At 45.2% G+C, this 25,398-nt stretch carries 15 protein-coding genes; 11 read left to right on the top strand and 4 right to left on the bottom strand.

The features are described from left to right. Positions 1-149 precede the first annotated feature (149 nt). The 10 genes from acnA to H8B17_RS00750 all read left to right on the top strand — a co-directional run bounded on the left by acnA (position 150) and on the right by H8B17_RS00750 (position 18,523). On the top strand, positions 150-2,876 hold the full coding sequence (gene acnA / locus H8B17_RS00795; protein WP_190307283.1) for an aconitate hydratase AcnA: 2,727 nt from the start codon (positions 150-152) through the stop codon (positions 2,874-2,876). Between the two features lie 326 nt (positions 2,877-3,202). After that, complete coding sequence (locus H8B17_RS00790; RefSeq protein WP_190307282.1) at positions 3,203-6,379, top strand: SusC/RagA family TonB-linked outer membrane protein; 3,177 nt, start codon at positions 3,203-3,205, stop codon at positions 6,377-6,379. A gap of 10 nt (positions 6,380-6,389) precedes the next feature. Beyond that, positions 6,390-8,195, top strand: a complete 1,806-nt coding sequence (locus H8B17_RS00785; RefSeq protein WP_190307281.1) for a RagB/SusD family nutrient uptake outer membrane protein — start codon at positions 6,390-6,392, stop codon at positions 8,193-8,195. A gap of 19 nt (positions 8,196-8,214) precedes the next feature. Beyond that, positions 8,215-9,762, top strand: coding sequence for a DUF4957 domain-containing protein (locus tag H8B17_RS00780; RefSeq protein ID WP_190307280.1), 1,548 nt, complete (start codon positions 8,215-8,217; stop codon positions 9,760-9,762). A 114-nt stretch (positions 9,763-9,876) separates the two neighbouring features. After that, positions 9,877-11,364: a pectate lyase gene (locus H8B17_RS00775; protein ID WP_190307279.1), complete on the top strand. Its 1,488-nt coding sequence runs from the start codon at positions 9,877-9,879 to the stop codon at positions 11,362-11,364. 69 nt (positions 11,365-11,433) lie between these two features. Further along, positions 11,434-11,880, top strand: a complete 447-nt coding sequence (locus H8B17_RS00770; RefSeq protein WP_190307278.1) for a PA2169 family four-helix-bundle protein — start codon at positions 11,434-11,436, stop codon at positions 11,878-11,880. A gap of 165 nt (positions 11,881-12,045) precedes the next feature. Further along, positions 12,046-13,206 carry a glycoside hydrolase family 88/105 protein gene (locus H8B17_RS00765; protein ID WP_190307277.1) on the top strand — a complete coding sequence of 387 codons (1,161 nt, stop codon included), beginning with the start codon at positions 12,046-12,048 and terminating at the stop codon, positions 13,204-13,206. A gap of 6 nt (positions 13,207-13,212) precedes the next feature. Next, complete coding sequence (locus H8B17_RS00760; protein ID WP_190307276.1) at positions 13,213-15,387, top strand: nucleoside hydrolase-like domain-containing protein; 2,175 nt, start codon at positions 13,213-13,215, stop codon at positions 15,385-15,387. A 147-nt stretch (positions 15,388-15,534) separates the two neighbouring features. Then, positions 15,535-17,049, top strand: a complete 1,515-nt coding sequence (locus H8B17_RS00755) for a pectate lyase family protein (RefSeq protein ID WP_223816273.1) — start codon at positions 15,535-15,537, stop codon at positions 17,047-17,049. Between the two features lie 37 nt (positions 17,050-17,086). After that, positions 17,087-18,523 carry a DUF1593 domain-containing protein gene (locus H8B17_RS00750; RefSeq protein ID WP_223816272.1) on the top strand — a complete coding sequence of 479 codons (1,437 nt, stop codon included), beginning with the start codon at positions 17,087-17,089 and terminating at the stop codon, positions 18,521-18,523. Between the two features lie 22 nt (positions 18,524-18,545). On the opposite strand, the gene pelA is transcribed toward H8B17_RS00750, so the two are convergent. Beyond that, positions 18,546-19,685: a pectate lyase gene (gene pelA, locus H8B17_RS00745; protein WP_190307275.1), complete on the bottom strand. Its 1,140-nt coding sequence runs from the start codon at positions 19,683-19,685 to the stop codon at positions 18,546-18,548. 208 nt (positions 19,686-19,893) lie between these two features. Here pelA and H8B17_RS00740 point away from each other — a divergent pair, with 208 nt between their 5' ends. Beyond that, a complete protein-coding gene (locus H8B17_RS00740; RefSeq protein ID WP_190307274.1) occupies positions 19,894-21,291 on the top strand; it encodes a hypothetical protein in 1,398 nt (465 codons plus the stop codon). Positions 21,292-21,301: 10 nt separating this feature from the next. On the opposite strand, the gene H8B17_RS00735 is transcribed toward H8B17_RS00740, so the two are convergent. From H8B17_RS00735 to H8B17_RS00725, 3 genes are all read right to left on the bottom strand, one after another. Beyond that, complete coding sequence (locus tag H8B17_RS00735; RefSeq protein ID WP_223816271.1) at positions 21,302-22,312, bottom strand: energy transducer TonB; 1,011 nt, start codon at positions 22,310-22,312, stop codon at positions 21,302-21,304. Positions 22,313-22,405: 93 nt separating this feature from the next. Continuing rightward, a complete protein-coding gene (locus tag H8B17_RS00730) occupies positions 22,406-22,717 on the bottom strand; it encodes a hypothetical protein (protein WP_190307272.1) in 312 nt (103 codons plus the stop codon). Between the two features lie 196 nt (positions 22,718-22,913). Next, positions 22,914-25,397 (bottom strand): glycoside hydrolase family 95 protein, encoded by a 2,484-nt coding sequence (locus H8B17_RS00725; RefSeq protein WP_190307271.1) that lies wholly within the window; start codon positions 25,395-25,397, stop codon positions 22,914-22,916. Position 25,398 lies beyond the last annotated feature (1 nt).

The following is a 25,398-nucleotide window of genomic DNA, read 5'->3' as shown; positions in this document are numbered from 1 at the left end:
AAACGGGAAAGATGATAGGACATGTCCTATCATCTTTCCCGTTTTATTAGGGGGTAATCAGAATAAAACCATTACGTTACAAAAGAAAGGTGTAAACAATATTTGTTAAATTGGGTTTTATCCCATAAGAGAGAAATACCCCATACATCATGAAACACAAAATAGCATCGCTTAAAAATCTCCAGGAAAATGGTCAAAATATCCATAGGCTTCCATTTTCAATACGAATACTCCTAGAAAACGTTTTACGGAATCATGACGGCTTCGCTGTTACGGATGACCATCTCGATACACTCGTTAATTGGGATGCTTCTGGGACGGATAAGGATATCCCTTTTAAACCGGCGAGGGTATTGATGCAAGATTTTACAGGTGTACCCGCGGTGGTTGATATTACCTCTATCCGGGCAGAGTTTGTCCGAAGAGGAGGAGATGGTATTAAGATTAATCCAGCTATTCCTGTTGATCTTGTTATTGACCATTCTGTACAGGTAGATTATTTTGGGACAGATTATTCTTATCAGGAAAACGTGAAATTGGAATATGAACGAAATGCGGAACGATACCAACTATTGAAATGGGCTCAACAAGGATTAGCTAGCCTGACGGTAGTTCCACCCGGAATGGGGATCTGTCATCAGGTCAATCTGGAGTATTTGGCCAAAGGTATTGTCGAGCGGGACGGTTGGGCGTTTCCTGATACGCTGGTCGGCACGGACTCGCATACCCCTATGGTCAATGGGATCGGTGTACTCGGCTGGGGTGTTGGCGGTATAGAGGCGGAAGCTGCTATGCTCGGTCAGCCCGTGTATTTTACATGTCCACAGGTTATCGGGCTAAAGCTCAACGGCGAAATTCCGGCGGGATGTACCGCGACGGATATGGTTTTGTCCATCACCAAAATATTGAGGGATACCGGCGTAGTCGGTAAATTCGTCGAAGTATTTGGTGATGGCTTAGATAAATTGACGGTGACCGACCGGGCAACAATATCCAATATGTCTCCAGAATTTGGATGTACGGTAACGTATTTTCCGATTGATGATCAGACGCTCGACTACATGGAACGCACGAACCGATCACCAGAGCAAATTAATTTAGTACGGGAATATTGTCAAGAGAATATGCTTTGGCGCACGGGCAACGAAGAGATTGCGTATTCCAGCATCGTGGAATTGGATCTCCATACCTTGGAGCCGACCGTTGCAGGACCTAAAAGACCACAAGATAAAATTCTTGTTAAAGATCTTGATGCAACTTTTAGAACGATCCTTGATAAGGATTTCCAGCGGAATTACGTCGCATTTGATGATCGCAGAGAGCATGCTTGGTTAAATGAAGGAGGGTCGGGGACCCAGTTCGTTCAAGAAGAAACGGATGAACAGAAAGAAACCTTAGCGATAGAAGCCACAGATTTGCGGAGCGTAAAAGTTAAATTAAAAAATGGTGAATACCGCTTAAGCGATGGGAGTATTGTGATCGCCGCCATTACCAGTTGTACCAATACATCGAACCCAAGTGTTATGATAGGCGCGGGCTTAGTTGCAAAGAAAGCTGTGGAAAAAGGGCTTCGTACAAGATCGTGGGTGAAAACAAGCTTGGCACCGGGATCTAAGGTCGTCACGCGATATTTAGAACGCTCGGGTTTATCCACGGATTTGGAAGCCTTGCGATTCCATACGGTGGGGTACGGATGCACCTCGTGTATAGGTAATAGTGGGCCGTTGCCGTCGCATATTGCAGACGCGATCGATAACAGTGAAATGGTCGTGGCATCCGTGCTTTCTGGAAATAGGAATTTCGAGGCACGGGTACACCCACAGGTGAAAATGAACTTTTTGATGTCCCCTATGTTGGTTGTCGCCTATGCCCTTATCGGTCGTGTTGACGTAAATCTGATGGAAGACCCATTATCCTATGATCCGAACGGCAATCCGATTTATCTAAAAGATATCTGGCCTACACAAGATGAAATTAATCAGACGATCAAAGAAGCGATGCGGAAAGAAGACTTTAAAGACGTATACGATGTTATTTTTGACGGCGATGAAGAGTGGAAAAAACTCGAAGCTCCAGAGGGAGGAGAGTTTTTTTGGGACAAAGACTCTACTTATATTCGGGAAGTTCCTTTCTTTAAGGATATGCCTACCGAACCATCACCCCTAACAGAAATTGAGCATGCGCGTGTTCTTCTATATTTAGGCGACTCCGTTACAACCGACCATATTTCGCCAGCCGGTTCTTTCAACGAAAAGAGCGCTGCTGGGAAATATCTTTTGGGTAAAGGGATCGAAAGGAAAGATTTTAATTCATATGGGTCACGGAGGGGGAATCACGAGGTCATGATGCGGGGAACTTTTGCGAACGTACGTATTCGAAACAAGATTACCGATCAAGAAGGGGGGTATTCGGTATATTTTCCGACGAAGGAAACCCTGACCGTGTTCGATACGGCGATGAAATATCAATCAGACAACACACCTTTGGTCGTGCTCGCGGGCAAAGACTACGGAAGCGGTTCCTCCAGAGACTGGGCCGCGAAAGGTTCGCGCCTATTGGGTATTCGTGCTGTAATTGCCGAAAGTTTTGAGCGGATCCATAGAAGTAATCTGGTGGGTATGGGAATACTCCCCATAGAATTCCCACCGGGCGAAAGCGCAGCTTCACTGGGTTTAACAGGTGAAGAAGAGTTTAATATAACCGGATTGACCAATGATTTGAAACCGTTTAAGATGGTAAAAGTACGTGCGGTAAAATTATCTGGTGAGACGGTTGAATTTGAAGCCAGGGCCCGGTTAGATTCAGATATTGATGTCGAATACTTCAAACACGGGGGTATTCTTCATTATGTTTTAAGGAGCTACTTAAACCAGTAGGCGTAGCTATGAAACATTTTAAAAGGTTGTCGTAACGGTAAAATTGTTACGAACAGCCGTCCTGTACTGTCCTGCAAACGTTACCGGCAACGTTTGCGTGGTTTTTATTTCTATTTATTGCTGTTTACTACCTGTATTACCTTATAATTGTGATAGGATATTAACGCTAACATGATATAAACATAAGTTGTTCGATAGAAGACCCGATGTTTAGACCAATTGAATCTGTTTAAGTCCAAAAGAAATACAACTTGTTTATAGTCTCCATGGAGATTATCGTTCTTTTATAATTATGTAACCAGTTTAATCATTTATTAACAATTATCATGAGGATATTTAAAGCTTTAATGCTGATGCTCTTCTTCGTTCCGTGTGTTTTTGCTCAGGAGCGAACCATTACCGGTACGGTGTATGATGAAGAAAGAAAACCGATGCCAGGGGTCACGGTAAAAGTGAGGGGCGCAAGTCAACAAACCAGTACAGACGCCAATGGCTATTATACGATCGCTGTTCCGTCGGTAACTGATGTACTCGTATTTACCTCTATAGGATATTTGGAGCAGGAGCACGCTATTCAAGGAAATACCAAAATTTCCGTTACGATGCAAGTCGATGCAGCAGGCTTAGATGAAGTCGTCGTTATCGGTTATGGCACCGTGAAGCGGAAGGACCTGACCGGAGCGGTCGCCTCCGTGGATGCGAAGACAATTACAGCAGCTCCTGTTTCCTCCGCACTGGAGGCAATACAGGGGCGTGTTGCGGGTCTGAACATCAATACGACAGAAGGATCGCCCGATGCAGAATTGACCGTCCGGGTGCGTGGAGGAGGGTCTATCACACAGGATAACGCACCCTTATATATCGTTGACGGATTCCCGGTTAATTCCATCGCCGACATTGCGCCGCAGGACATTGAGTCTATTGATATCTTAAAAGACGCTTCCTCCACCGCCATATACGGTGCTCGCGGCGCGAACGGGGTAATTCTCGTTACCACCAAAGGGGGTAAATCCGGTAAGACTGCTATCAGCTTTAATGTGTTTACCGGCTCCCGGAACCTAGCCAACAAGCAAGATGTGTTGTCTCCGCTAGACTATGTCACTTGGCAATACGAACATTCGCTTTTGGCTAACAAGCCTGAAAACTACACCCGATATTTTGGAAATTACCAAGATATCGACCTCTATGCGGATGTCGAGCCGAATGATTGGCAGGAGATTATATTTGGAAGAACAGGAACGACATATAATCAAAACTTAAACCTTAGTGGTGGTGGAGAGAAAACACGTTTTAGTGTGAGCCATAGCTTTGTGAAAGATAGGGCGATTATGCAGATGTCGGATTTTCAGCGCCACAATGCAAATTTTAAACTGAATCATAAGTTGTACGATGGTTTAACATTGGATATTGGCGCACGTTATTCGGATACACAAGTAAATGGTGGTGGGATGAATGAGCAGAACGAGGTTTCTTCGGCCGATTCTCGGTTGAAGTACGCGATGTTATACCCTCCTTTTACGGTTGCAGGTTTAACGACATCCACCGAAACAGACGACGATTTTAACCTGTATAGTCCGATTGTTGCCATTTCTGATAATGATCAATATTACAGACGGAAAACGATCAACCTAAACGCGGCACTCTCTTATCAAGTGCTGCCAAATCTCCGTCTGCGTTCCGAATTTGGCTATGACAACTATCGAAACGACCAAGATCGGTTCTATGGGGCAACGACTTACTATGTGCGGAATGTGCCGGCAGCAGATTATCAAGGCAAACCAGCGCTTATCTTAACCAATACAAATCGCAATAGTTGGCGGAATACGAATACGGCCACCTATACCTTGGATGATATGATTGGCGAGGACCACAAGTTGAATGTCATGGTTGGCCAAGAATATATATTTACTGAAAATCAGGTGTTGACCAATGCTATTCACAATTTTCCCGAGTCCTTCTCTTTTGACGATGCGCGGAAATTGACAACACAAGGGATTCCTTATTCTGTGGATAATAATTTCAGTCCCGACAACAAGCTTTTGTCGTTCTTCGGACGGGCGAACTATGATTTTAAGGGAAAATATTTGTTGAGTGCGACTTTCCGTGCCGACGGTTCGTCGAAATTTTCGGAGGATAACTGGTGGGGTTATTTTCCTTCCGTATCAGGTGCTTGGCGTTTGTCTGACGAAGAGTTCCTATCGGATGCAAAAAGTTGGATGACAGACCTGAAGCTTCGGGCGAGCTATGGATCGGCGGGGAATGATCGTATTCCTGCCGGTCTATTAGTACAAACTTTTAATAACTCGACAACGAGCTGGGTGAATGGTTATGACAACTATTGGGCGGCATCCAAGACGATGGCAAATCCCAACTTAAAATGGGAAACAACGGTGACCCGTAATATCGGTTTGGATTTTACACTGTGGAATGGTCGTTTAAGTGGAACGGTGGATGCCTATCTCAATAAAACGAAAGACCTGCTTATTGCTTTTCCTGTTGCCGGAACAGGTTACGATGTGCAATACCGTAATCTAGGCGATACACAAAATAAAGGATTAGAATTCACCCTGAATGGAAAAGTGGTTCAGAAAACAAATTTCGACCTCTCTGTCAATGCTAATATAGCCTTTAATCGTAATAAAGTATTGGGCTTGGGTGCGATTGAAAGTATCCCGGGAACCTCAGGTTGGGCATCTACGGCTATCGGAACAGATTATATGGTAGAAGTCGGGGCGCCTATTGGACAAATGTATGGGTATCAAAGCGGTGGCCGATACGAAGTATCCGATTTTGAGCGGTATGATGCAGCGTCCAACCAATGGATTTTGAAAGAAGGCGTAGTAGATGGTAGCGAACTCGTTGGCTTAATTCGTCCAGGTTCGATGAAAATAATGGACTTGGATGGTGATGGTAAAGTTAGCGTGGCAGACCGAACTATTATAGGAAATGCAAACGCTTTGCATACCGGCGGTTTTTCGATCACCTCGCGGATTTATAATTTTGATCTGGCAACTTATTTTACTTGGAGTTATGGCAACGATATATACAACGCCAACAAAATTGAGTATACATCGACCAGCCAGTATAATTCCCGCAACATGATCGGAGAAGTGGCAAGCGGTTCGCGCTGGACAAATCTTCGCCCCGATGGTACCATCAGCAACGATCCAGCGGAGCTGGAAGCTATGAATGCGAATACCACCATGTGGTCACCATATACGCGTTCGTTTACATTTACCGACTGGGCCGTGGAAGATGGTTCGTTCCTGCGGCTTTCTACTGCTACTATCGGCTACACTCTTCCGCAATCCATTACCTCTAAACTGAAAATGCAAAACCTACGGATTTATGCTTCGGGTTATAATCTGCTGCTGTTTACAAACTATAGCGGGTTTGATCCGGAGGTCTCGACCCGTCGGAAAACGTCGCTAACACCAGGGGTAGATTATTCTGCTTATCCGAAAAGTAGATCCTTTGTATTTGGTTTGAATGTGAATTTTTAATTTGAAAGCAATGAAGCAAATTATAAACATAGCCGTGCTGGCCGCAACAGTTTTATCGGTAACCGCCTGTAAAGATGTATTGGAAGCACCGACGAAGTCTTCCTTAGATGAATCGGTTATTTTCTCTTCCCCGAGCTTGGCGGAAGGGGTTATTCCGGGAATTATTCAATCCTTTGGGGAGACAAACTCCTATCGGGGGAGGTATCTCGTTTATTACGGTACCAATACCGACGTAGAAATCCATAATTCCCTTAAGGCGATAGACGATGATAAGTCGAGATTGGGTAATTACAATACCAATTTCGATAACGGACAAATGAATACGGACAATAATGCCTATGCAAAATTCTATGAGGGAATTGAGCGTGCAAATATGGCCATACGGGGTTTACGTACCTATGGCGACGTAGAAACAAATGCACAAATGGCGCAGATTCTGGGCGAAGTACTGGTTCTCCGGGCGGTATTATACAGCGACTTGATCAAGGGCTGGGGCGATGTACCAGCACGTTTTGAACCCATTAACACCGCGACGACGTATTTGCCGCGAGCGGATCGGGACGAGATCTATAAGCAGTTATTGGCAGATTTAGAAGAAGCTGCCAATTTATTGCCTTGGGCAAATGAATCGTCAAAAACTTCCTCTGTCGAACATGCAAGTAAAGCGTTTGCCAAGGGATTACGTGCCCGCCTCGCATTAGCAGCCGGGGGCTATGCACAACGTTTAGACGGTACGGTGCGGCTGAGCCAGGATCCAGATCTTTCGAGAGAGAAGATGTATGCGCTAGCTAAACAAGAATGCTTGGATATTATCAACAGCAATACACAACGTTTACTCGGGTTTGAAGAAGTTTTCCGTCGTTTTAATCAGGAAAATCTAGCGGCGGGTGGCGAATCGATGTGGGAAATCCCTTTCAGTGAAGGACGGGGCCGTGTCATTTTTGATTTAGGTGTCAGACATTTAAAGACGAGTCAATATACGGGACAAAACCGTGGAGGTACCGTAGGACCCAATCCCATTATGCTGTACGAGTTTGATAAAGAGGATGCACGACGTTTTGTATCTGTCGTTCCCTATGAGTGGGATCGTGCGGGTGACGTGGCCGATGCCGGCGCATTTCAGGTGCCTTCCTCATTAGGTCGGCTATATTTTGGTAAGTATCGATACGAATGGATGGGGAGACGCGTTACCTCGACCAATGACGACGGACTAAACTGGATGTATATGCGTTATGCCGATGTGGTGTTGATGGCAGCAGAGTCTATTAACGAATTAGATGGTCCACAAGCGGCAGCACCTTATTTGGAAATGATACTGGATCGCGCTTTCCCTACAAATATGACCAAAGCTGCGGATCTTTTAGCGGAAGCAATCGTCTCCAAAACGGCATTCTTTAATGCGATTGTAGATCAACGGGCGCTGGAGTTTACGGGAGAGATGTTGCGTAAAGGAGACCTTATCCGTTGGAATCTGCTCGGTACCAAACTGGCCGAAGCGAAGGAAAAACTGGAGCAATTGGAAAACCGGACAGGAAAATATGCGAACCTTCCAGAAAAGATTTATTACCAAACCAATGAAGATGACGAAACCATTACCATTTATGGGTTGAACTTCGGTGATACAGATGCCGCGGGCGCTGCGTTGAATTACGCAGAAAGCAAAACCTGGACAATGGTCGGTAGCAGTGATGCAAACACGTTATGGGATGCATTGGTTTATCCCGGTAAAGATCCGAATAAACAGCAGTATTGGCCGATATGGCAGTTTTTTATCGAGAACTCGAACGGTTTATTGAATAACGATCATTTAAATTAACCTTTAAGACGTTGAAATCATGAAATATAAATATATAATATGGTTTTCCGCAATGATGGTAGGATTGGGCTTATCCTCCTGTAAAGAAAACCTTTTAGAGGAAATAACAGAGCTAAATCTCGATCGGGCGTTGTCGCCTACGGAGTTGACAGCACAGGTGGTAGACCGCACAAATGTTCGGTTGAATTGGAGACGTGTAAGCAATGCGGACTCTTACGTCATTGAAATATTTGATAATGCAGAATTTTCTGGTACCGCAACAAGGTCGATTGAAGGTGTAAAGTTTGAAGAGCTTCCTTATACGGTTGAGGGTCTTTTTGGTGAGACGATTTATGGCGTTCGTGTGGGGGCGGTCGGCGAAGGTTTGGGAAATTCAACCTGGATTACGACGACTTTCGAGACGGGTATTGAACATATTTTTAACGAGCTGGACCCCGAAACGTTAACAGAAGAATCTGTCACACTGAGTTGGCCCGAAGGGGAATTGGTGACCTCAGTGGTGTTGATGCCGGGCGAAATCGAACATAGAGTGTCTTCAGCCGATGCGGAAGCAGGTACCACGACAATCGTTGGTCTGGAGAGCGATGTGACCTACACCGCGACCTTAATGAATGAAGATAAACGGCGGGGCGTGATGGTTTTCACCACCTTGCTGGGTGGTCCAGGGGTGACAAAGGTCACGACAAGTGACAATCTTGCGGCAGTGATCGCTGCTGCAGCCGATGGAGCGGTATTCGCCATAGAGCCAGGTACGTATGTAATCAATGACAAGATAGAGATCAATAAAAACATATCCGTTCGGGGATATAAGCCGCACAAAAAGCCGGTTATTCAAGGCGCTATCTTTCGTGTTACGAAAAATGCCGCGTTAACGCTTCGAGACTTATCTCTCGATGGCACAGGAGGAGGATCGGATCAGACTGTCGTTTACAATGAAGATCTTGACAGCCCATATGGTGCTTTCTTGATGCAGAATTGTGAAGTGAAAAAGTATGTGAAAGGCATATTTTATGTAAATAAAAAGGCGAGGATACCATCTGTAACGTTTACAAATAACCTCATTCATGATATTGAGTGCAATGAGGGGGATTTTATAGATTTCCGAAAAGGTATTGCCGACGAATTTATCTTTGTGGATAATACCGTTTATAATAGTGCAGCTGCACGCGATTTGTTCCGGATGGACGCTGGTGGTTCCGACAACTTTGGTTCCGTGGAAAGTAAAATTACGATTAGTAGCAATACCTTCTACAAAGCAGTGAGCAATAACGGGAAACGGTATTTGTATATTCGCTTGGCTAATCACAGCATCTCTTTTACCAAGAATTTAATCGTCGAGAGCGAAGGCTATTATACCAATCAAGGTGCAACAACCATTACGGAGCTTTCGGGCAATAACTATCATAATGCGCCGAACTTCACGGCAAGCACACAATCAAATGCACAGAACGATAGTGGGAACTATACGTCCCTAAATCCTGAGTTTACAGATCCAGAGAATGGCGACTTCACGGTCAATAATCTAGATCTGAAATTAAACGGAATCGGCGCGGCTAGATGGCGTTAACTGATCGAAGATGGAGAGAGCCGCATCATCGATTGATGCGGCTTTTTAAATATGCATGAACCTGCTCTATGCCGTCAGAAATAGCCGGTTTGGATAAACTATAATAGTATATAGATGAGAAACAATATAGCTTTTCGAATAAAAGACATCGTATTTCCTTGGATTGGAATATGTCTACTGTGGGCAACTATAGGTTGTGGAAAAGAGACCCCCAAAGCGGAGGAGCCCGTCATAACAAAAGAAGAAGAGGAAGAAACCCCGCCGCGGGAACAGACGGAGTCCGCTATGGCATTTCCGGGCGCTGAGGGTTACGGCAAGATGACAACAGGTGGCCGTGGCGGTAAGGTTATTAAAGTGACCAATTTAAACGATGCCGGTACAGGAAGTCTCCGGGCGGCCATTGATCAATCGGGCCCTCGGATTATCGTATTCGAAGTATCTGGAAATATTAAATTAAAAAAACGTCTCCATATAAAAGACGGAGACATCACCATTGCTGGGCAAACCGCTCCTGGTGACGGTATTTGTATCCAAGATCAGGAGATGGTCATCGCAGCGGACAACGTCATTCTCCGGTTTGTCCGCTTTCGGATGGGCGACCTGACCCAGAATGAACAGGACGCTTTGTGGGGGCGCCATCAGAAAAATATTATCATCGATCACTGCTCCATGAGTTGGTCTATTGACGAATGCTCTTCGTTCTATGCCAATAAAGATTTTACGATGCAATGGTGTATCCTGGCGGAGAGCTTAAACAAATCGTTCCACGAGAAAGACGATCACGGCTACGGTGGAATATGGGGTGGTCATCAAGCTTCTTTCCATCATAACCTGTTAGCACACCATAACAGCCGAAACCCCCGCTTTGATGGCGGAAACCGTCCGGGCACTGGAGGATTAAGCCCCGTGGGTGCTGATAAAGTGGATTATCGTAATAATGTGATCTACAACTGGCGTGGCAATTCGGCTTATGGTGGAGAAAACGGAGAATACAATATGGTGAATAATTATTACAAGCCAGGGCCGGCAACACCATCGAGCAAGAACAAACGTATTATGCAAGTGTCCAAAGAAAAGGATGCGCGTTATAGCCCGGGACATGGTGTGTTCTTTATTGAGGGAAATTATGTATTTGGCAATGCGAATGTTACGATGAACAATTGGGCAGGAGGTGTTGATTTCGACGCGGGCGTTTCTGTAGCACAAGCCCAAAGAACGACACCGTTTCCTTTTGAAGCCTTTAGCGCGCAACATACAGCCGAACAGGCTTACGAACAGGTCTTGGAAAAAGCAGGGGCATCCTATAAACGCGATGCGGTAGATCAACGTGTGGTACAAGAAGTAAAAAACGGGACAGCTACTTATAGGGGGTCAAAAACAGGATATCCAGGCATTATCGATTCACAAACGGATGTTGGGGGTTGGCCTACTTTGGAACAGACAACAATGCCCATCGATACTGATGGAGACGGTATGCCCGACGCGTGGGAAACGGCGAACAACCTTGATCCGAACACGCCAAATGCCAATGGAAGAGACTTAAGTGGCGTTTATGATAATATAGAGATGTATTTCAATAGTTTGGTAGAAGACCTGTATTAAAAATAAATATGCAGAAACTATTGTGATGCTAAACCGTTCATATCATAGAGTCACAAAAACAAAAATGTTATGAAAGCGATAAGACATCTAAAGAATTTAATTGAAATCAATAATGACCGTACATTAGGCTTTAAAAAAGCATTAGAAGACCTAGAGCCTATAAATGCAGATCTTCAGGTTATTTTTACAACAGCGGCAGCAGAAAGTGAACGTTTTTCCCAGGAACTTACGACGCTAGTAGAACAACATGGTGCGGAAGTGGATGATAATGATGAAAGCGTAGCGGGAGCTATTCATCGCGCTTGGATCGATGTAAAAGCCCTATTTGGCGGTAAAGATCGGAAAAGCATTCTGGAAGAGGCGGAACGGGGTGAGGACGCTATCAAGGCTGCTTATAAAAAGGTCATGGATAGTGGTGAAGTGACAGGACAAGCATTGGAAACCGTACTTGACCAAGCCGCGCAGATTAGAACCTCGCACGATAAGATCAAAGCTTTACGCGACAGCGCGAACTAGCTTTTACAAACAAAATATTCCCCCATGCGGGTTGTAAAGCAGTGCAAACGTTACCGGCAACGTTTGCACTGTTTTTTTATGTGATTTTGTGTGTATTCACGGACGAAATACCTATAGTTGTAAAAGCATAATTAATAAACCGAATATAAATGTAAACCCTTTCGTATGAAACAGTTGATCCTATTGGTAATGTCCGTTTTTATTGTTGTACAAGCTTTTGGGCAAAAAAACTATGTGCAGATGGCTGACTCGGATATGAAACGGAACCCAGAAGCATGGATGATTGATTTTTCAAAAGCATTGAAATGGAACTACTGTCATGGTTTGGTGATGCAGTCTATCCTACAAGTTTCTAATAAAACGAACGACCCGAAATATTATAGCTATGTGTATGATTACGCAGACACGATGGTAAATGCTGACGGAACGATCAAGACGTATAAGCCTTTGGAGTATAACATAGATCGTGTCAATACCGGCAAAATTCTCTTCCCTATTTTGGCAAAAACGAAAGAGGAGCGGTTCAAGATAGCACTGGATCATCAGCGGGAGCAAATGCGCACACATCCTCGTACAAAAGACGGGAGCTTCTGGCATAAAAAAGTCTATCCGCATCAAGTATGGCTGGATGGGTTGTACATGGCAGGACCTTTTTTAGCACAATATGCAAAGGAAAATAACGAAGCAGCGCTATTTGATGATGTTGCGTTGCAGATTGTGGATGTCCGGAAACACTTGTATGATCCGCAAACCGGTCTGTATTTCCATGGGTGGGATGAAAGCAGGCAACAGCGTTGGGCAGATCCCAAAACAGGGCTTTCCCCACATTTTTGGTCGCGCAGTATAGGCTGGTATATGATGGCCATCGTTGATGTCTTGGATTTTTTACCTGAAGACCATAAAGACCGGCCTGCAATTATCAACATCTTACAAGAACTGTCCGCTTCGATTGAAAAATATAGAGACCCGGCAACAGGCATGTGGTACCAAGTTACCGACTTAGGAGATAGAGAAGGGAATTATCTGGAATCGACAGGATCTATTATGTTTATTTACACATGGATCAAAGGCGCCCAAAAAGGCTATTTGGATAAAGGTTATTTGAACAAAGGAGAGCAAGCTTATGACCAGTATCTAAAACGGTTCGTGAAGACGGAAGCAGACGGTTCCTTATCTATAACCGATTGTTGTTCCGTAGCGGGGTTGGGGGGCGAAAAGAATTATAGAGACGGAAGTTTTGCTTATTATATTTCCGAACCGATCCGGGATAATGATCCCAAGGCTATAGGGCCTTTCATCATGACAAGTGTTTTATTGGACCGGTAAAAAATAATGATGTTCAGAATATACCTTTCGTTTTTTTTTATAGGACTGCTGGCTACCACATCTGTATGGGCACAGAACAATGGGAAGCCTCGAATAATCGTTAGTACAGATATCGGAGGAACAGATCCCGATGATAATCAATCCATGATCCATCTATTGATGTATTCCGACCGCTTCGAAATCGAGGGGTTAATTTCCTCCCCCTTCGGTAAAGGCAGAAAAAAGGACATTCTCGAAATGATAGATCTATACGAAAAGGACTACCCGATATTAAGCAAAAAGAACCCTGCGCTTCGATCTCCTGAAGAATTACGGAGCATATCCAAGCAAGGGGTAATCGCCGAAGCACCTTACCGCGGATATTCGGAGTCAACAGAAGGCTCCGACTGGATTGTTTCGTGTGCCCAAAAAAAGAGTGAACAACCACTTTGGATATTGGTTTGGGGCGGATTGGAAGATCTGGCCCAAGCGCTCTATGACGCCCCCGAAATTAAATCCAACATACGTGTATTCTGGATCGGGGGTCCCAATAAAAAATGGAGTATCAACGCCTATCATTATATTGCGCAGAATCACGCTGATCTTTGGTTTATCGAATCCAACGCGACGTATAGAGGTTGGTTTATGGAAGACGAGGATGCACCAAAAGACATGCATGGAATTGCTTACTACGACAATTATATTAGAGGGCGAGGAGCCATGGGTGCTGATTTTATCCATTATTACGCAGGTCATATTAAAATGGGGGATACGCCGTCGTTAGGTTATCTCCTACACGGAAACCCAGACGATCCTGGACGCGAAAGCTGGGGAGGGGTATATACCCGGATTGCGCACAGCTCGAAGACGGTTTTCCAAGGGAATAGCAGTTTTCGTGATAGCGTTCCGGCCTACGGCGTGGTGGAGTGGCAATTTTCAGGCCCAGAGGAGCCTATCGCACCGGATTCTGTATGCTTTACCATGGAGGCTCTAGGACAAGTATGGCCAGGATATTACATTGGAAATGGAACCTATGCGATCCGCTATTCTTCCAAAAAACCGGAAGAAGTAACCTATAAAACAAGCAGTACAATTAAAGAGTTAGATGGATTAACAGGTGGCTTTATCAGTACGGCTCCTTGGCCGGGGAACGAACAGTCGGGGGATTATAAGCTGGGTGAGAATTGGTTTGGTGATTTGCCGGATGAAAAGTTTTTTTTGGATGGTCAACAAGGCGCACGTACCCTCTCCATTCATCGGACAGATTATCTGAACGATTGGGCGAAGCGATGGGCATGGTTAGAACCAACTGTATCTGTTCCCCGAGACACCTCTTTCACCTTGCATGCCACTTACTTGAAGGAGCGAAAATACCGACCGTATATCCGTATTGCGGAATCAAAAACGCCGGTGTTATCGTCTTTAGATCAAGAATATGATAGGGTCGGGGATAGGCCTTTGTTTTTAGATGTGTTCCGTCCTGAAGGGAATACGTCGAAGCGCTATCCGGGTGTGCTGTTGATTCATGGAGGAGGGTGGCAATCGGGCGATAAATCCCAAATGCACACGATCGGCAAAGCTTTGGCGGCTAAGGGTTACGTAGCCGTTGCGGTAGAATATCGTTTGTCTTTAGAAGCAAAATATCCGGAGGCGGTATACGATCTTAAATCGGCTGTCCGATGGATGCGGGCCAATGCAGATAAAATCCAGTTGGATACGAAGCACATAGCCAGTTTGGGAACCTCTGCAGGAGGACAATTGGCTAGTCTATTGGGGGTCACGAATGGGAATCCTGATTTTGAGGGACCGGGTCGAGGAAGTGCCGAGCAGCTATCCGATGTCCAAGCAGTTATTAATATTGACGGAACGCTTGCGTTCCGACACCCAGAGTCTTCCGAGGGCACGGCCGCATCCAATTGGTTGGATGGCACCTATGAACAGAATCCAACAAACTGGGAATCCGCGGCTCCGCTAAATCATACTTCTCAAAATTCGGCTCCGATTATATTTTTAAATAGTTCTATTCCAAGATTTCATGCGGGGCGAGACGATATGGTTAAAAAGCTTGATCGGTATGGTATTTATTGGGAAATCCGAGAATTTCCCGATACACCTCATCCATTTTGGTTCTTCAACCCTTGGTTTCAACCGATGATGGATTATACCGTCACTTTTTTGGATGGTGTTTTTGACGTAAAATAATGTGGAGAAACAATCCTACTTTTTATCAATTTTTAGTATTCTTTTATCAATTTTTGGTACTTGCCTTTTCTTTGCAATTCTATCTTTGTTATATGATCCATTTTGATAAAAATGTTTTAGTCGAGGAATGCTAAAAATTGTAACCATATGAAAAGTCTTTTTATTTTTTTACTGTCTGTCTTTTCTGCTCTATACGGATCTGCACAGCATGACATTGCAGCTTTTCCGGGAGCCGAGGGTTTTGGACGCTACACTACCGGTGGACGCGGAGGAACGGTATATCACGTAACCACGCTGGAAGACGGCAACGAGCCGGGTACCTTTCGTCATGCTGTCTCTCAGAAGGGCACACGTACGGTGGTATTTGATGTGGCCGGAACTATTTTTCTGAACAGCCGGCTGCCTATCGTCAACGGCAACTTGACCATTGCCGGACAGACAGCGCCCGGACAGGGGATCTGTATTGCGCGCTATCCGGTATCCGTTAACGCAGATAATGTAATTATTCGTTACATGCGTTTTCGCGTGGGTAATGAGGGGGATGGAGAGCCGGACGGATTAGGAGGTTCAAAAAACCGGAATATCATCATCGACCATTGTTCCATCAGCTGGTCGGTTGATGAAACCTGTACTTTCTATGGCGGCGAAAACGTAACGGTGCAATGGTGCCTGATTTCGGAAAGCCTTCGTACAGCCGGACATGCGAAGGGAAAACATGGTTATGGAGCCATTGTCGGCGGACACCGGTCTTCCTTTCATCATAATCTGATGGCGCATCACGAAAGCCGTATGCCGCGTTTGGGTCCTCATGTTTCGACGCAGGAACGGGAATATGTGGATATGCGCAACAATGTATTTTATAACTGGGCGGGAGCCGGATGTTACGGTGGGGAAGGAATGCACGTAAACATTGTAAACAATTATTACAAGCCCGGTCCGGCGACGCCGAAGAACAGTCGCGTCCGCTACCGTATTGCTGCGATCGGCGTCCGTACTTCCGAATATGTAACCGGAAAGAATGGTCAACCCAACGCATGGAAACCCATGGAGCATGTTTGGGGGCGTTTTTATGTAGACGGAAATGTGGTAGAAGGAGATCCGGAAACAACAAAAAATAACTGGCCAAAAGGAATCTATGCGCAAATTGCGGATAACAATGATAACACGTTTACAGAACAAGTAAAAAAAGAGATGCACCTTTACTCGCCGTTGGAAACCGACGTCATGACCACCCACACGGCTCAGGAAGCGTATCATTTAGTTTTGCAACATGCAGGATGTTCAAAACAGCGCGACATCATTGATGCACGCATCGTTGAAGAAACAAAAAACGGTACAGCGACTTATTTTGGCAGCGTTTCTTCTGACGCTAAAAATTATCCCGGACTCATAGACGTTCCTCATGATGTAAAGTCTTCGAACGCAAAAAGTGCGTGGCCCGATTTGAGCGACAGTGGTGTTAACCCCGAATTGCTGAAAGATTCTGACGGCGACGGTATGCCCGATTGGTGGGAAAATTCAAACAAATTGAATCCGAATGATGCCTCCGACGGCAATACTGTAACATGGAGCAAAACCGGATATACAAACCTGGAAGTGTATCTGAACAGTTTAGTAGAAGAGATTACACAGAAACAAAACAGTGAAAATCCTCAAAAATAAGCCACGATAAAAAATTAACGTTAAAAAGCTGGTAGTGATGCGAAAAACTTCTATTAACAAACTAAACCTTCTATTTTGGTTGATGGTATGGTGTACTTTACCCGCTGTAAATGCACAGCAAAAGAATCGTTTAATCGTACTTACGGATATAGGCGGAGATCCCGACGATCAAATGTCCATGGTACGTTTAATGACCTATGCCAATCATTTCGACATTGAAGGATTAATAGCAACACCTCATGGGCCAGATTATCGTGTGGAACCGGAATATATAGACCGCATCGTGACCGCCTATGGTAAAGTGAGGGATAACCTGGAATTACATGAACCCGGCTATCCCACTGCGGCTTACCTGAAGGAACAAATAGCACAGGGCATCGAACGGGACGGAATGGATGCAGTGGGTGAAGGAAAGGACTCACCAGGCTCTGAACGATTAATACAATCCGTTGATAACGAAGACCAAAGACCCTTATGGGTTACCGTATGGGGTGGACCCAACGTGCTGGCACAAGCACTATGGAAAGTCCGAAAGACAAGATCGCCGGAAGAGCTGGCGGAGTTTGTGGCGAAACTTCGTGTGTACGCCATTTCCGATCAGGACAACAGCGGTCCCTGGATACGTAAAGAATTTCCCGACCTATTTTACATCGTCACTCCCGGTGTGAATGCAGGTGGTGGATTTCACCATGCGACCTGGATTGCCATTGGAGGAGACAAATTTCATGGCAGATTTGGCGGTGCCGATTTTTCGCTGGTTACCAATGAATGGTTGGATAAGAACATCCGGGAGAAAGGGCCCTTGGGAGAACTATATCCCCGCTGGGAATTTATGATGGAAGGCGATACCCCCTCGTTTTTTCACTTGATCAACAATGGTCTTAGTCATCCGGATCGCCCCGATTGGGGCGGCTGGGGCGGCAGGTATGAACTATACACTCCCAAAACCGAGAAATGGTTTTTGGAACCCGAAACACGTCCTATATGGACCAATGTCCAGGATGAGGTTTTAGGAATAGATGGAGAATGGCATACGACCAACCACGCGACCATCTGGCGTTGGCGTTCCGCCTATCAAAATGACTTTGCGGCTCGAATGGATTGGACAATTAAGCCTTATGATAAGACAAATCATCCACCTATTGTGAAGCTTGATCATCCGGAATACATCAAAGCCAAACCTGGGGAGCGTGTGAAGCTTAGCGCCACAAGCACGATCGATCCAGACGGCGATGCGCTTTCTTTTGAATGGTTTTGTTATGAAGAGCCAGGTACAAGACGAATGTCCAACTCCGCCACCGGTGTTAAGCATGCTATTTATGCTTTTGATCAGCCACAGGCGTGGTTGGATGTAAAAACCAGTCGGGTAATGCCTCCAGGAACGGGTACCATGCATATCATTCTGGCAGTTACGGATCATGGAACACCTCGACTTACCCGATATAAAAGGGTAATAATTGACGTGCAGGAATAAAAAGGGCCAACCGCTGATTTTTTTAATCCACTCCCCATTTTTTATGCCAGTCGGACTGGGCATCGAGCACGCGTTGTGGCGCATTCGTATACCAACTGTAGCCATTGCGGCGCTCCGCTCCAATTTCGTCCAGCGCATACTTCTTTATACCATCACGATCACAAAAATAGGGCTTAGCGGTTTCCAAATCGTAGAACCGGGCCCATATCGGCAGTGCCTCCTTGTCGGCGACTACGACGGTGTTGCGGTTGCCCTGTGAATCCATCTGCCGCTCCACGCGTATCCCCTCAATTTTATTCTGCTCGAACCAAGTACACGCACCGTCGACTGCGGCGATAACGGCTGCAGAAGGATGATCTATATCCATAAGCAACGCGACAATACCCACGGACTCTGATCCGCTAAAAGACTCCAGTTCGTAAGACCTGGCTTTAACCGGAGCAAGTGTTTTGTAATGATGCTGCGCACACCACACTGTCGGTTTAGAATTAACGTTGATCTGCGTTTTAAGCACGCAGTCTACACCCTTATCGAACGCTTTTCGTGCTTTGTCTTTTGTATTCGGGGCAATTTTTAGGGAGACAAATTCCGGAACATCAGCATAAATATCCTTAAGAAAGTTCATGATGTTCACCATGGCGTTATCGTTATAGGTGATATGCATGGAATAAGGTACGGTCCTGTCCGTACGTCTCTCCTCTCCAGCATCCCTGACGGGATAGAACTGAGGCCAACCGCCATTATCGTACTGGGCCAAGAAAATGTAATTCAACCCTTTATTAAAGGCTTCTTTGTACCTTTCGTCTTTAAAATGCGTATATACCTTGGCTAAAAATCTTAACTCACTGATGGTAGACCCGTTATCAAACGTACCTCCGACATCCTTTTTAGTACTTTTATAATAAGCGCTAAGGGAGTCGGAAAAGACATGGTGATAAGGTTGGTTTTTTACCCAGCCACCGATATCCTTTTGACTGATCAATACGTTTTCTGCGACCCGCTTAGCTTCATCGGTGCTATACCACGCCGACGGCATTCCGGTCGCAACCGTTGTCCACCTCATGCTGAGGTAATTTTGGGGTGTAGGATTATGCCTGTCTTGGCCCATGACGATCGCCGATGCGGACAACAGAACCAGTATACAAAAGTAGTTTCTAATCATAAGTATATAGCGAGGTTTATAGCTGTTAAAGTTACGAATTAGATCGACTTATTTTTGCCTTACGGCGACGAATAATTGACGAAATAGCCTCATTTTCAGTAATATTGCCGTGACAATAACATCGGTTGTTATTTGAACGATTGGACGAAAAAATACATCAATTTATCTACGGTGAGGTAAGGTATATTTCGTACAATTCTATATCTTTATGGGACGTAACGAAGCTTATAGTCCTATTATGATTGATCATAAAATTTTAATCGTATTATTCCTCCATTTTTTTACTGCTCATGTGTCGGTGGCCCAATCGGATTATTCGCAGAATGTGGCGTACAGCAGCTTGTTAAATAATGCCAAACAGCAGGGTAAGCTCATCTTCTTCCTTGTACATCAACGAAATGAGCATTTTTCTCCTTTTGATAGCCTGTCTATATCAAAACGGACGAAAGATATTCTCAAGGAAGAGTTTGTTTCGGGTATGGTGCGGATTGACCCAGCAGATTTTCTCCATCCGGTTTTAAAAGCCTATCATCTTACCAACCCTACTTATTTCTTTATGGATACAGCGGGGTATCCACTACTTCGCTATAATAAACATATTATGCAGGAAGACACCTTGTTGAAGTTGATTGACTCGGTAAGAACTATAGCGAGAGGTGAAACATTGGGTAAATTAGCCGCACAATATAAAAAAGGCTTTCGCAACCAATTGTTATTACGAAAGTTGCTGAAACAATACCAAATTTTTGATCAGTATACGGATCAGCAAGTATTGAATGATTATGTTTCTGGCCTTACGGTACAGGAGCTGAATAATTTTGAAACGGTGGTGTTTCTGCTACGTTGCGGACCGATATATGATAGCCCGACCTATCGATTAGCTTATACCAACCGCAAAATGGTGGATAGTCTATACGCGACCTTGCCGCTCCCCACCCGCAAAGAGATAAACGGACGTATACAGCGTCAAACCTTTCGGGAAGCATTGGATAAAAAGAACTTTGCTTTGGCTCAAAACTTAGGAAACCGCGTTGCGAATACTTGGCAATCACATCACTTGCGAGGTAATATGGCCCGAAGTTTCTATCCAATGAAGTATTTGCAGCTTTCCGGAGATACAGCACGGTACTGCTCCTATGCAAGGAATTATTATAATACTTATTTCTATCAGCTAGACCAAGATTCCTTAGCGAAGTTGGATTATGCCAACAACAAAAATGTGCATATTCCGAGAAGAGGGTTTGCTTTGGACAGCCTCGAAAATCTACGTTTCCAGAGCTGGTTGGAAAAGCAGCGCCCACACTACGTAAAAGAGCAGGTGGATCGCTTGAATTATGGGGCGAACCAACTCTTGGCCTTCGGAAAAGATGATCCGGAAATATTATTCGACGGCATCCGCTGGATGCATAAATCTGTGGTGCTACTCCCCGATCGCGGACAATCACACCATATCCTTGCAAAATTGCTGTATCAAGTCGGTTTTTATGCAGAAGCAGAAGCTGCACAGCGGCGTGCGGTTGAGCTGTATAGACCGAAAAAGCATTACCATAAGCGGATGCAAGATGTATTGAAACAGATGGTAAGCCGCTCGTGGAGCGAAATCTAAATTAGTACTTTTATGGTTGACGACGAGGACCGATATTTAATGAAATTGGCAACGTATAGGCCACACGGACTGGAACACCCCGTTGATAGCCCGGCGACCATTTTTCTGACTTTTTGAGCATTTCAATGCCGGCTGCCGCGGTGCCGTATCCCAAATCGTTCACGATTTCAAAATCTGTTGGGTTACCCGCTGTATCAACCACAAAGCGGAGGATGACTTGCCCTTTTACACGGGCCCGAACAGCTCCTTTTGGATAGCGATAATGCTGTGCCGCAAACCGCCTAAGATTTTGTACGCCGCCTGGATATTCCGGCTGAACATCTCTTTCCGTATAAGGATGCTTTGTTCCTGTACTATCGGTGCTAACGCCTCGCGTAACTATTCCTTCCTGGTACCATTCCTCAAAGTGGTATTTTCCTTTTCGAAAGGATCCCTCCCAACGGCCTTCGCGTAAGCCTTCCCTGTACACCCCTTGTTCGACATCGATACCGTTGTCGTGCGGAAGCACGATGTTACCGCTCCCTCCCTGCACTTGTATTCGACCTACGGAGTCTGCGTAGTAGAGCAAGCGTTTGTTTGTCCCGTCCCATGCTGGTCGCTTTTGTCCTTCTTGCGGTTTTAAATAAACCTTTATTTCTTTTAAAATGCCGCTTTCGTAATAGCGATGGGCCGTATCAATCCGCTTATTGTCGGAATAATAGGTAGTTGCCTCCAGCGATCCGCTATCATAGTAGGTCTCTACCATGCCTTCTAGGCGGAGTCGCATAGGGTCAAGTGTCTTTACCCAACCATGGCGTTTCAAGTTGCCGTTTTGATAATAGTCGTTAAGTTCATACAGCCCTTGCTCGTTTGGTTTTATGCGTAGTATGCTGGTATATTCTGCTGAATCCTTGTGTACGGTACGACCACCGTTTTTGGTAACATAGGATACAATCGTTTCCTGCGCTCTTGATAGGGGAGCTGAAAAGAGGCACAATAAGAACAATGCGAATTTATAAGAATCGGTTATCAGGAGCTTCATATCCATGTAATCTATGTATGTCGATTTTTTCATTAAAATAGAAAAAATAAGTTAATTTACGAAGATAGAACGCCAAATAATTATGATACTATGTCAAGAAGAGACAAAAGCACGCTTTTTGTACATGTACATCGTTCCATTGTGCATGTACATCGTTCCATTGTGCATGTACATCGTGCCGTTGCGCATGTACTTAGTGGCTATGTACAGTGACTTAATCATTAAGTCACTGTAGTTGTCGGCTTTGTTCCGTGTCAAAACGTACTTGTTGCCTGACATAACGACAATGTCCTTTTGATGGTCGATGACTGCACGGTACTTGTCAAAGATGTCACGTGCGTGAACGACGATGTACTTGTAGTTGACCGCAAAGTCACGGAACATAATCCGTAACTCACGTGACATGTTGGCTTTGTTCTTGTACAAAGCAGAAAAGTACCGTGCAGGCATTCACATGTACATGTACAAAGACACGATGAAAGACGCCAGCGTACCTTCCTAAAAAATGAATCTTCACATTTGGGACATGCATAGTTTGGCTTATTACCCGAACAACCTAACATGGTTCAGGTAATAAGCTTTGACGCTACACATTTCCGCTCTACTGCTGATTAACAAACGTATACGTCTTACCGGCCTTCGTATCAAACTCCATTAGCTTTGTCTCTGGAAGTTTAAAACCTTTCAAATTTGCTTTAGCGGATATCAGCGGATCTTTGATCGGATGCACCCGATAGAATGGATTCGGGTTTTCTCCCTCTGCGATGTCCATCATGAGATTACCTTTCAAATTTGTTTCCTGCGCTAGACGAAGGCGACAGTTTCCGCCTAATGTTGATTTAATGGTCAATGTCTTTAGTTTGCTATCTGCCCAAGTCATGTCAATTTCAAATCCGCCACGGACTTTCAAACCACTGACGCTGCCATGAGGTAAGGCGTCGGGTAAGGCTGGCAGGATAAAAACATTCCCGTCATAAGACTGTACCAGCATTTCCGCGATACCAGACGTACAGCCGAAATTCCCGTCAATTTGGAAAGGGGGATGCGCATCCAATAAATTTGGATAGGTACCTCCTCCCTGTCCTTTATCGCCCACAGGTGGACTCAACTGCTCCTGAATGAGTTTATACGTTTGGTTACCATCCAATAGGCGAGCCCACCAGTTCACTTTCCAGCCCATGGACCATCCGGTCGACTTATCGCCGCGGTAGATCAACGAATTGACGGCTGCTTCTGTCAAATCTGGATTACGGAAAGGCGATATCTGCCCGGCCGGATATAACCCATACAAGTGAGAGATGTGCCGGTGCTGGTCAGTCGTTTTATCCAGGTCCGCTAACCATTCTTGTAACTGCGTATGCTGTCCAATCTGCATAGGAGGCAAACGATCCAATGCAGCTTTTACGGAGTCCGCCAACGGTGTATCTACATCCAATATTTTTGCAGCATCGATAAAGTTGTGGAACACATCAAAGATCAATTGATTATCCATGGTGGTACCGGCTGACACGCCAACACTACCCGGCAGATACGAGTTTTCCGGCGACATCGAAGGACTGACGACCAGCCATTTTCCAGAACGGTCTTCGTGCAGAATATCGAGGTAGAACAGTGCTTTCCCTTTCAGTATATTATAATATTTCTGCAAAAAGGATGTTTGTCCATTGTAGAGGTAATGCTGCCATAGATGTTGGCTTAACCAAGCGCCTCCCATCGGCCACATGCCGTAATAACCACCATCCACAACACCTGTAATGCGCCACAGATCCGTATTATGATGCATATTCCATCCACGGGCATGGTACATTTCCCGTGCGCTTTCCTGTCCGGTTACCGAAAGATCTTCCAACATCGAAAATAGGGGCTCGTGCATTTCCGATAGATTAGTCACCTCGGCGGGCCAATAATTCATCTCGGTGTTAATGTTAACGGTATACTTACTGTCCCATGGCGGAGATAACTTTTCATTCCATATACCCTGTAGGTTCGCTGGCTGACCACCGGGCTGCGAGGAACTGATTAGCAGGTATCGCCCAAATTGAAAATACAAAGAAACCAAAGCAGGGTCGTGTGCAGTTGCAAACTCTTGTACCCGTACATCGGTTGTCTTATTAGCCTGTGCCGAGGTGCCCAGATCCAGCTGTACTCGGTTAAAAAAATGTTGGTATTTTTGGCTATGGTTAGCCAGTGCCTTATCATATTTTATACGTAATGCCTTGTCCAATATCGTTTGTGCCCGTTTGGACGGGTTTCCACTTAAATCGTTATACCGATTGAAATTGGTGCCAATAGAAATATACAAGATCACCTCGTCCGCATTTTTGATGTCAAAGCTATTCCCGTTTACGGTCAGCTGTCCTCCCTTTAGGAGCGGCTGCACGGTACCTTCAAAATTTACTTTCCCCGTTTTGCGATCCGCTGATCCGCTGGTACCCGACAGGCTCAACTGTTTTTCTGTTGCGGTTAGCGCGTGTATCTTATGGGGAGTGCTGAGCCCCATGGAAAACGAAAGGGCATTTTTCTTGGAGGAAGTTAAACGAACGATGACAACATCGTCCGTAAAAGAAGCAAACACTTCTCGATTATATTGAACGCCGTCCACCTTATACGATGTGCGTGCTACCGCATCTTGGATGTCGAGCTCGCGATAAAAATCGCTGAATGTCTCGTGCCCTGGGAAATTTAACCAAAGACTTCCAAAGGTTTGATAAGGCATCCCATAATCTAAACCATCGGGTGCTTGTCGCGGGAAGGTCGCATTCGACAGGTCCTGAGCCTCCTTGGCCTTGCCTTCTGCCAATAGTTTTCGGATCGCTACAATCTTGTCGTATGTGTTTTTGGGAACGTTATTGCCCGGTTCGCCCGCCCATATCGTTTCTTCGTTCAACTGTATTTGTTCTTTCGCTGGGTTTCCAAAAACCATGGCACCTAGCCGGCTGTTGCCAAGCGGCAGCGCTTCGTTCCAATCGGTGGCAGGTTTATCATATTTCAGTTTTAGCTCTTGTTGTGCGCGTAACAGCACCCACGGAGCGAATAGTACCGTGGCCGCCAATAAAATCCTCTTTAACCTATTTTTATTCCTCATT

This window comes from Sphingobacterium arenae, from assembly GCF_014692505.1.
GTDB classification, from domain to species: Bacteria; Bacteroidota; Bacteroidia; order Sphingobacteriales; family Sphingobacteriaceae; genus Sphingobacterium; species Sphingobacterium arenae.
This window is presented reverse-complemented; position numbering and strand designations above follow the sequence as displayed.